This is a genomic window from Rheinheimera sp., assembly GCF_020217005.1.
Lineage (GTDB): Bacteria > Pseudomonadota > Gammaproteobacteria > Enterobacterales > Alteromonadaceae > Pararheinheimera.
Genome location: NZ_JAIWOI010000231.1, coordinates 1 through 10000, shown reverse-complemented (window position 1 = coordinate 10000; position 10000 = coordinate 1). Strand labels below are relative to the sequence as shown.

Here is a 10000-nt window from a genome sequence, read left to right as displayed (position 1 = left end):
CTGAGGAGCTCGATAGATTAGAAAGGCGCATTATTCAGTTGAAGCTGGAAGATAATGCGCTGGCGAAAGAAACAGACGATGCTACCAAAAAACGTCGCGACATGATCCAGGAGCAAATTCGTGAGCTGGATTTGAAATACAATGAGTTAGATGAAGTCTGGTCTTCTGAAAAAGCGGCACTGCAAGGCACACAGAATATCAAAGCGGACTTAGAACAAGCCCGTCTGGATATGGAAGTAGCGCGCAGGGCTGGTGATCTGAATCGTATGTCGCAGCTCAAATACGAACGTATTCCTGCTTTGGAAAAACGGCTGGATTTAGCCTCGCAAGCTGAAATGCACGAAATGACGCTGTTGCGCAACAAAGTGACTGAGCAGGAAATTGCCGATGTGCTATCCAAAGCTACCGGTATCCCAGTTAGTAAAATGCTGGAGGGCGAACGCGATAAACTGCTGCGGATGGAGCAGGAACTGCAAAAACGTGTGGTAGGTCAGGCCGAAGCACTGGAGGCTGTTTCTAACTCTATTCGTCGGTCCAGGGCAGGCTTGGCCGACCCGAATAAACCCATCGGATCCTTCCTGTTTTTAGGCCCGACAGGGGTGGGTAAAACCGAACTGACTAAAGCTTTGGCGCAGTTCCTGTTCGATACAGAAGAAGCGCTTATTCGCATTGATATGTCGGAGTTTATGGAAAAACACGCTGTATCCCGTTTAGTCGGAGCTCCGCCAGGTTATGTGGGCTATGAAGAAGGTGGATATTTAACAGAGGCGGTCAGACGTAAACCTTATTCTGTAGTACTGCTGGATGAAGTGGAAAAAGCCCACCCGGACGTGTTTAATATTTTATTGCAGGTATTGGATGATGGCCGCTTAACAGATGGTCAGGGTCGCACTGTAGATTTTAAAAACACTGTGATCATCATGACCTCGAACTTAGGCTCAGACCTGATTCAGGAGCATTACCAACATCAGGATTATCTGCAAATGAAGGATATGCTGATGGAGGTATTGAGTAAGCATTTCAGACCTGAGTTTTTAAATCGTTTGGACGAAACTGTGGTATTCCATCCATTGGATAACGACCACATCCGCCATATCGCTTCGATTCAGTTGCAACGTTTGCGGATGCGTTTGCTGGATAAGGGCTTTGGTTTGTCTGTGACAGATGCTGCTTTAGACTTGTTAGCAGCGGCTGGCTTTGATGCTGTTTTTGGAGCCAGGCCACTAAAGCGAGCTATCCAGCATTATATTGAAAACCCGCTGGCTCAGACTTTGTTAAAAGGTCAGATTAAGCCTAATTCAGTCGTAACTGTGGACGCGCAAGAAGGACAGTTTGTGATGGGTTCTGCCAGCGCGCATTAATGCCGACACTAAGAATAAAAAAGCCCGCTGCGGGCTTTTTTATTCTGGCCAGAGTTACTGGCTAAAAGTTTTACTTAAGTTGGCTATTTCGGCGGCTTGCTGGTGCAGGCGTTTGTTATTGTCGGACACCAACTGCATATTGTTCAGGTTTTCATCGGCTATATGCTGGATATTTTGCACATTGCTGGCCACTTCGCTGGCAACCTGGCCTTGCTGGGTTGCAGCTGTGGCAATTTGTGAAGACAACTGATCGATGGTGTTCACCATAGCTACAATGTCTGACAATTGCTCGGTACTGTGGCTGGTTTGAGTCACACATTCTTCCACCTGTTCCCTGCTTTGGCTCATAGTCTTGCCCCAGCTTAATAAAGTTTGCTGGATTTCGCCTATAGAGCGCTGGATTTGCTCTGTGGCTTTGTGAGTACGGGAAGATAAAGCCCGCACTTCGTCAGCAACCACAGCAAAACCGCGGCCATGTTCACCGGCTCTTGCCGCTTCAATAGCGGCATTTAATGCCAATAAGTTGGTTTGATCCGCAATGCCCTGAATTTCTGTCATAACAGCACCGATACGCTCGGCTTCGACAGCCAGGTTGTCCGCAGTATCGGCTGCACCTTGCACTTCAACAGCAAGCTTTTTCACTGTGGTGGCCGTCAATTGCATCACCTGCTCAGCCTGCTGGCAAATGTGTTGAGCTTCCCCTACTTTCTGGTTAGTTTCACCTGTGCGCTGTGCAATGTCTTGAACTGTGCTGCTAAGTTGTTGTGTAGCAGTGGCGATAGACACCAGTTGTTGGCTTTGTTGGTGAATGCCACGTTCGGTTAAATGCACCGCTTCTTCCAGGGTATCAGCTATGCCAGTCAGTTTGTTGGTGCTATCTTTGGTGCGGCCTAATACGGTTCTCAAACGGGCCTGTTGCATCTGATGACGGAAGTCGACGACTGAAAAGGCCGTTTTCCCGCTGTAGACATAACGGGATACTGAATCAAAGTCTTGCTGAATTTTGTTTAATTGAGCTGGAATATCTACTAATTCGTCATACATCAGCACAAAGAAAATAGCCGGGATAATTAACGCAAGCCATATAGCTTGTGACCAGAGTAATGCGCCTGCAGCTATTAAAACAAAACTGCTGACAAGAGCAATAAGGCGACGCAGATTCGTGTTCGCACTCCACTGGCTGACGGCCTTGCCTGAGTTAATAGCCTGATAACAACGCTCAGCTCTTTGGATCAGATCCGGACTTGCCTTTACCCTTACGGATTGATAACCCACTAACTGTTGTTGTTGGTAAATAGGGGTGACAAAAGCGTCTACCCAATAGTAGCGGCCGTCTTTGCAACGATTTTTCACCATACCACGCCAGGATTGGCCTTGCTTCAGATGCTGCCACAGATCGGCAAAAGCTGCTGCTGGCATATCAGGATGACGAACCAGATTATGGTTTTTACCAACTAGTTCATCTTCAGAGTAGCCTGCGACCTGGCAAAAAGCTGGATTTGCGTAAGTGATGACACCTCGTGTGTCTGTAGTTGAGACTAACTCTTGTCCGGCGTCGTACAGAACTTCCTGGTCAACAATGTGCTGGTTGCGGCGGTTCATGCATATTTCCTTTTTATTTATCATTCAGTTAATCTGGATCAAAGCGGCGGCATTATTTCAAAGATCTCTCAGATAAGCGAGCTTAGGAGCATTATGCAAGTATCTGCCATTATGACCAGAAAATTGACCATGGTTGACCCTGATATGAGTTTGTCGGTGTTGAAAGATATTTTTAACCAGTCCAAATTCCAACATGTGCCAGTTGCTGACGCGAGCCGGCGTCTGGTAGGCATAGTTTCAGTGAAAGATTATTTCAAGGCTTTAGCGCCGGTAATGGACGCTGCATCGGAAAAAACTTTAGATATTTTTGTGACCAGCCGTAAAATTAAGCATGTGATGACCAGCCCAGTGATTGCAGTGCCCGAAGATTATCCTGTGGTAAAAGCAGCGGCTTTATTACTTAAGCATAATATTGGTTGTTTGCCGGTAACGGATCAGGATAACGTGGCTATAGGTATAGTGTCGTGGAAAGATATAATGCGGGTTGTGGTGTTGCAGGCTGCGCGTAAAAGCAGAATAGCTTATGGCTCTGCATCTGAAGAAGAGTAGAATAAACAGCGTCATGTTATGGCAGAGAAACTTAATCTGTGGCTGCTCTTGTTTTTTTATTTGAGTCGCCCCATTTCAACATCTGCTCAATTATCAGAATAAGGGATCAGCTTGAGTCATTTCCTCGAACAACGTCTGGCTGCACTTGGCACCACGTCATTTAAAACTGCAATTAAAGGGATCAGACGGGGTATTGAGCGGGAGACTTTGCGGATTAATCCCAACGGTCAACTGGCTCAAACCGATCATGCTAAAGCTCTGGGCTCTGCGTTAACTCATCCTTTAATTACCACTGATTTTTCCGAGTCTTTGTTGGAGTTTATTACACCGGCACAGACCGATATTGAGATCACCTTAAAACAGCTGACGGATATTCATAAGTTTGCTTTATCCCACATAGGTGAAGAGAGACTCTGGGCTGGCTCTATGCCTTGCTATATTGACCATCAGGATGAGATCCGTCTGGCCCAGTATGGCAGCTCCAATGTTGGCAGGATGAAAACGGTTTACCGTCAGGGCCTGAAAAATCGCTATGGCAGTATGATGCAGGCCATTAGTGGCGTGCATTTTAATTTCTCAATACCTGAAGCATTTTGGCAGCAGTATCAAGAGTTGTTGGGAGATACCTCAAGCCTGCAGGATTTTATTTCTGCCCAGTATCTGCACCTTATCCGTAACTACAAAAGATATGTCTGGTTAGTGGTGTATTTATTTGGCGCCTCTCCGGCTATGTGTAGTTCATTTTTGCAGGGCCGCGAACCCAAGTATAAATTCCAGGCGCTTGGCAAAGGCTCCTTATATTTACCTTACGCTACGTCGTTGCGTATGAGTGATTTGGGTTACACCAACAGTGCTCAGTCCAGTTTAAATATCAGCTACAACAATTTGCCGGATTACATTAAAGGCTTACGCCAGGCGATTTCGACACCTTCGGCCGAATATGCATCTATTGGCACTAAAGTGGACGGTGAATACCAGCAGCTGAACAGCAATATCCTGCAAATCGAAAACGAGTTTTACTCAACCATCAGGCCTAAACGCACCACTCAAAGTGGTGAACGCCCAACCTGCGCTTTAAAACGCCGGGGGGTAGAATATATTGAAGTGCGGGCTTTGGATGTGAACCCATTCAGTGCCGTGGGTATTAATGCCGAGCAAATGCGCTTTCTGGATTTGTTTTTAATTTACTGTTTGTTAGAAAAAAGCCCGGATTTATCTGCACAAGAGCAGGCAGTTACTGAGCAGAACTTGCGTAAAGTGGTGACTGAAGGCCGCAGACAAAATCTGGATTTGAACGACAATGGCCAACCTCGTTTGATGCTTGATTGGGCAGAGCAACTATTTGCTGATTTGATGCCTATTGCCGAATGGATGGATGCTGCTTATGGCGCAGATGCCTACAAAGCTGTGGTTAAAGAGTTTTACTTAGGCCTGGTCGATCCAAATCAAACGTATTCGGGTAAGTTATTAAGTCGGTTGGTCGCGCAGCAGCAGGATAGTCCCTACTATGCGCTAGCTTTAGCTGAGCAGTACAGGCAACAATTGGCGGCTATGGACTATCAGCTTTACACTGAAGCTGAATTTGAACAGATGGCGGCGCTATCTTTGCGTGAACAGCAGCAGATTGAGCAGGCTGATGATATTAGTTTTGATCAGTATCTTGAACGGTATTTTGCTGATTTATAAAGACAAGCCGGATCTGATATCCGGCTTTTTTATCTGTTCTGTGAAATTCAGACAAAAAAAACGGCCAGTAAACTGACCGTGAAAACTAAGGATAAGGATAATCCAGGGATGAAAAACAAAAACTTGGTTGAATCCGTTCATCAAGTTAGTCTGAGTAGTGTTTTAAAAAGTTCAGCAGCCGATGAAAAAAATTAAAAAAACTTTACTCTTCTTATCCGCAGCTTTAGTGATGACAGGCTGCGCTACAGCTCCACCTAAAAATAGCTCGGATTTATGCGAAATATTTCGTGAACATGATGACTGGTATGACGCCGCTTCTGATATGCGTGATCAATGGGAAGTGCCCATTCATGTGCCCATGGCGATGATGTATCAGGAAAGTAGTTTTAAACACAATGCCCAACCCCCTATGGAATACTGGTTTGGTTTTATTCCTGTGGGACGGGCCAGTACAGCTTATGGTTATGCTCAGGTCAAAGACGAAACTTGGGAGGATTATGGCCGCGAAACTGGCAGTTATTTTGCTTCCCGCTCTAACTTTGAGGATGCGCTGGACTTTATGGGTTGGTATATCAACAAAAGCAGCCGTATCAACAAGGTAGCAAAGTCAGACGCTTATGCGCAGTATCTGAATTACCACGAGGGCTGGGGCGGTTATAAGCGCGGCAGCTATTATAAAAAACGCTGGCTGATGGAAACTGCCCGCAAGGTACAGCAAAGAGCAACCATGTATCAGCAGCAATTACAGGGCTGCGAAGATGAATTCAAAAGTGGCTGGTTTTTTGGTTTGTTTGACTAACCAGACTGGGTGTTGTGGAAAAGGGCGCTGGCCAGCGCCCTTACTAATCTTGCTGCAGGTGCGGCATCAACCGCACTGTTTTAATCATATTATCCTGTACTTCGATAATCTCCATAGGGCAGCCCGCCAGAGTTAACCCTAAACTGGCTTCCGGTATTTCTTCCAGATACTCCAATACTAAACCATTCAGAGTTTTAGGACCGTCTGTAGGAAAGTTCAGCTGCATGTCCCGGTTTAAATCCCTTAAGTTAATGCCGCCGTCCACCAGAAAACTACCATCAGCCTGAGGTTGAATTTCTTCATTTTGGTTGTCTGCGATATCCGTGGTGAAGTTACCAACCACTTCTTCCAGAATATCTTCCAGTGTCACCAGACCTTGAATATCACCGTATTCATCAACGACAAGGCCTATACGTTCTTTGGAGCTTTGAAACTTATGTAACTGGGTATTGAGCGGTGTATTTTCCGGGATAAAGTAAATTTCCCGTACTGATCTAAGTAAAGAGGCTTTATTCAGTTGTTCTTTCAGCGCCAGTCGAGCCAGTTCACGGCTGTGAATAAAACCTAAGGCGTCGTCGACACTATCGCGGTATAGCAGAATACGATTGTGCTGGGTGTTAGACAGCTGACGCACTATGTCTTTCCATTCGTCGTTGATATCGACCCCAACCAGCTCGTTGCGGGGGATCATGATGTCTTCCACTGTAGCTTTTTCTAAATCAAGTACACCCACCAACATATTTTGGTGTTGCTGCGGAATTAAAGCTCCGGCTTCATGCACTACTGTACGCAGTTCTTCTGAACTTAAGCTGCTGCCGTGGTGCTGTTCAGGACTCACACCTAACCAGCCTAAAAAGGTATTGCAGATTTTGTTCAATAGCCAAACTGCAGGGTAGAGCACTTTCATCAATGGTTTGAGAACCAGAGAGCTTGGGAACGCGATGCGCTCAGGATGCAAGGCGGCAAGAGTTTTAGGCGTTACTTCTCCAAAAATCAGGATAATGACTGTAAGAGCAACAGTAGCTATGGCAATACCATAGTCGCCGTAAAGCCGCAGACCAATCACTGTGGCTATAGCCGACGCCGCAATATTAACCAGATTATTACCAACCAGTATCAAACCTATTAATCGGTCACGACGGTCCAGCATAGCTGTGACGCGCAGTGCAGCTTTGTGCTGCTCATTGGCAAGGTGTTTTAGCTTGTATGGGTTCACCGACATCATGCCGGTTTCTGAAGCTGAGAAGAATGCAGAACATAACACCAGCAAGCCCAGAACAATAAAAAGGGTGCTGGTTGAGATATCGTCCAAAAGTAATGTACCTGTAGGTCTAATCGAAGTTATTTGATATTACGAACCGGCAGTCAAGTCAAGCCTTAAAGCCTTTGAGCATGAAAAAGCCTTTATCCAAGACGGTCCAACAACACTTCCCGGACAAAACGACTGCCAAAATACGCCAGTGTCAGCAAAAAACTGCCGGTAAAGGTTAAAGCTATGGAAAGACGACCGCGCCATCCCAATTGGGCATGACCCCATAACAACACAACAAAAACCAGGAATGCGATAGAACTTAGTATGTTTTTGTGCAGGTTATGAGCGGCCAGCCAATTGTCAGTAAAAGCCGCACCACTAAATAAGGTCAAACCCAACAATAATGTACCTAATAACAACACTCTGAACTGAAGTTGTTCGACTTGAAGCAAAGGAGGCAAAAATTGATTACCCAACATAAAGTCTTTTTGTTTCAGCTTCTTGCTGATGTAGTGTACTTGCAGAGAATGTAAAGTAGCCACTATTAATAAGGTATAGGCCACAAATGCCACTATGATATGCATCAGTAATATAGGGTTGTGTTCAAAGTGCTGCATTTGCACTTCTACAGGCAAAATTAAAACAGCCAGCTGCGTCAATGCTGAGAAACCATAGACAATAGGCAGCAATAATACCGTAGGAGTACGAAGTGCTGTAATGGTAATAGCAGTACTGATCAGCCAACAGACCAGTGAAATGACATTTAATAAACTGAAGTTTTGGCCCGAATCGGCAAAGATTGAATCAGCCAGAAACAGCATATGGCTGACAATAGCCAGTAAAGCCGCACTGAACATCAATTTATAGTTAGGACCTTGTGGATGCACCAAACGTGACAAGACAAGACCGGTTGCCAGCAGATAACCAACCAAAGCCACACCGGGTAACAGCTCAACTAACATAAATCAGATCCTGTTGATTCGTGAAGATTTAACATTCTATTGCAAATTACTCGCATTTGACAGCTCAAGCTTAGGTATTCAGAAAGACTGCTTGTACTAAGATGTCTGTTGAGTAGTTACTCGCTATGGCTTTATACGATATAATCCGGCCATATTGTATCTCAGGTGCTAAGTTATGTTTGAAAACCTGTCGGACCGCTTAACCAAAACGCTGAAGAATATCAGCGGTCGTGGTCGTTTAACTGAAGATAATATCAAAGAAACCTTACGTGAAGTGCGTATGGCTTTATTGGAAGCCGACGTAGCTTTACCTGTGGTACGTGACTTTGTGAACCAGGTCAAAGAGCGTTCAGTCGGTATTGAAGTTAGCAAAAGTCTGACACCCGGTCAGGAATTTCTGAAAATCGTCCGCAAAGCTTTAGAAGATGCGATGGGCGAAGCCAACGAAGAGCTGGCACTCAATGTGCAGCCGCCAGCTGTTGTATTAATGGCAGGTTTACAAGGTGCGGGTAAAACCACCTCTGTGGCTAAGCTGGCCAAATTCTTAAAAGAGCGGAAGAAGAAAAAAGTATTAGTGGTGTCTGCTGACATCTACCGTCCGGCTGCGATTAAACAATTAGAGACGCTGGCAAAAGAAGTGGGGGTTGAGTTTTTCCCCAGCGATGTGAGTCAGAAGCCTATAGATATAGTGAACTCTGCTATAGCTCACGCCCGCTTACAAATTTTTGATGTGCTGCTGGTCGACACTGCAGGTCGTCTGCACGTTGACGATGAGATGATGGGGGAAATAAAAGCCCTGCATGCCGCAGTTAAGCCTATAGAGACGCTCTTCGTCGTCGACGCCATGACAGGTCAGGATGCGGCCAATACGGCTAAAGCTTTTAATGAAGCTCTGCCTTTAACTGGTGTGATACTGACCAAAGCCGACGGTGATGCACGTGGTGGTGCTGCTTTATCTATTCGTCATATCACAGGCAAGCCAATTAAATTTATCGGTATGGGCGAAAAGACTGACGCCTTAGAGCCTTTCCATCCGGATCGTATTGCCTCCCGTATTCTGGGGATGGGCGATGTGATGAGCTTGATTGAGCAAATCGAGCAGAAGGTCGATAAAGAGCAGGCTGCCAAAGTGGCTGCCAAAGTGATGAAAGGGCAGGGCTTTAGTTTAGAAGACTTCCGTGACCAATTGGTACAGATGCGCAGTATGGGCGGCATGATGTCGATGCTGGATAAATTACCGGGCATGAAGAATCTGCCGGCCGGTGCTATGGATCAGATGGGCAATAAGCAGTTCAATAAAATGGAAGCCATTATTAATTCCATGACGAAAAAGGAGCGCTTGTTTCCGGATCTGATTAAAGGCTCGCGCAAAAAACGTATTGCCAGTGGTTCTGGTACTCAAGTACAGGACGTGAATCAATTGCTGAAGCAATTTACCCAAATGCAGAAAATGATGAAGCAGATGTCTGGTAAAGGCGGCTTAATGAAGATGATGCGAGGTATGGGGGGTAAGTTACCACCAGGTCTATTACCGCCGCGTTAAGCACAGCAGCTGCGCTTTGTGGCTGGCCTTTGGCAAAAGCTGAAATATGCGGCCAAAGCCCGAAAAACCTTGCAAAGCAGGCAAAAATCCGTACAATTCACCGACCCCACGGTCTGACCGCGGGGTTTGTTATTTTTTTAAATCCTGAACGATTATTAGAGGACGGTATGGTAACTATTCGTTTACAACGTGGTGGCGCGAAAAAGCGTCCATTTTACCAAGTTGTGGTAGCGGACAGCCGTTTTG

General features: G+C 45.8%; 9 protein-coding genes. 6 read left to right on the top strand and 3 right to left on the bottom strand.

Annotated features, from left to right (window positions below):
- Window positions 1-1361: AAA family ATPase (locus LDL40_RS11370; protein ID WP_300995496.1), on the top strand; the 1361-nt coding region annotated here is incomplete at its 5' end.
- 54 nt (window positions 1362-1415) lie between these two features.
- On the opposite strand, the gene LDL40_RS11365 is transcribed toward LDL40_RS11370, so the two are convergent.
- Complete coding sequence (locus LDL40_RS11365; protein ID WP_300995495.1) at window positions 1416-2963, bottom strand: PAS domain-containing methyl-accepting chemotaxis protein; 1548 nt, start codon at window positions 2961-2963, stop codon at window positions 1416-1418.
- Window positions 2964-3056: 93 nt separating this feature from the next.
- Here LDL40_RS11365 and LDL40_RS11360 point away from each other — a divergent pair, with 93 nt between their 5' ends.
- The 3 genes from LDL40_RS11360 to LDL40_RS11350 all read left to right on the top strand — a co-directional run bounded on the left by LDL40_RS11360 (window position 3057) and on the right by LDL40_RS11350 (window position 5997).
- Window positions 3057-3512: a CBS domain-containing protein gene (locus LDL40_RS11360; RefSeq protein WP_300995494.1), complete on the top strand. Its 456-nt coding sequence runs from the start codon at window positions 3057-3059 to the stop codon at window positions 3510-3512.
- A gap of 111 nt (window positions 3513-3623) precedes the next feature.
- Window positions 3624-5198, top strand: a complete 1575-nt coding sequence (gene gshA, locus LDL40_RS11355; RefSeq protein ID WP_300995493.1) for a glutamate--cysteine ligase — start codon at window positions 3624-3626, stop codon at window positions 5196-5198.
- A gap of 181 nt (window positions 5199-5379) precedes the next feature.
- Complete coding sequence (locus tag LDL40_RS11350; RefSeq protein WP_300995492.1) at window positions 5380-5997, top strand: hypothetical protein; 618 nt, start codon at window positions 5380-5382, stop codon at window positions 5995-5997.
- A 43-nt stretch (window positions 5998-6040) separates the two neighbouring features.
- On the opposite strand, the gene LDL40_RS11345 is transcribed toward LDL40_RS11350, so the two are convergent.
- Together LDL40_RS11345 and LDL40_RS11340 are read right to left on the bottom strand one after the other, a co-directional pair.
- Window positions 6041-7309 carry an HlyC/CorC family transporter gene (locus LDL40_RS11345; RefSeq protein ID WP_300995491.1) on the bottom strand — a complete coding sequence of 423 codons (1269 nt, stop codon included), beginning with the start codon at window positions 7307-7309 and terminating at the stop codon, window positions 6041-6043.
- A gap of 92 nt (window positions 7310-7401) precedes the next feature.
- On the bottom strand, window positions 7402-8211 hold the full coding sequence (locus tag LDL40_RS11340; RefSeq protein ID WP_300995490.1) for an inner membrane protein YpjD: 810 nt from the start codon (window positions 8209-8211) through the stop codon (window positions 7402-7404).
- Window positions 8212-8386: 175 nt separating this feature from the next.
- Here LDL40_RS11340 and ffh point away from each other — a divergent pair, with 175 nt between their 5' ends.
- A complete protein-coding gene (gene ffh, locus LDL40_RS11335; RefSeq protein ID WP_300995489.1) occupies window positions 8387-9754 on the top strand; it encodes a signal recognition particle protein in 1368 nt (455 codons plus the stop codon).
- Window positions 9755-9921: 167 nt separating this feature from the next.
- Window positions 9922-10000 (top strand): 30S ribosomal protein S16 (locus LDL40_RS11330; protein WP_300995497.1); only part of this gene is annotated, 79 nt, incomplete at its 3' end.

Excerpts from the sequence above, each read along its gene's own strand:
- ffh (WP_300995489.1), top strand. The coding sequence starts at position 8,387 with ATGTTTGAAAACCTGTCGGACCGCTTAACCAAAACGCTGAAGAATATC.
- LDL40_RS11365 (WP_300995495.1), bottom strand. The coding sequence starts at position 2,963 with ATGAACCGCCGCAACCAGCACATTGTTGACCAGGAAGTTCTGTACGAC.
- LDL40_RS11360 (WP_300995494.1), top strand. The coding sequence starts at position 3,057 with ATGCAAGTATCTGCCATTATGACCAGAAAATTGACCATGGTTGACCCT.
- LDL40_RS11340 (WP_300995490.1), bottom strand. The coding sequence starts at position 8,211 with ATGTTAGTTGAGCTGTTACCCGGTGTGGCTTTGGTTGGTTATCTGCTG.
- LDL40_RS11350 (WP_300995492.1), top strand. The coding sequence starts at position 5,380 with ATGAAAAAAATTAAAAAAACTTTACTCTTCTTATCCGCAGCTTTAGTG.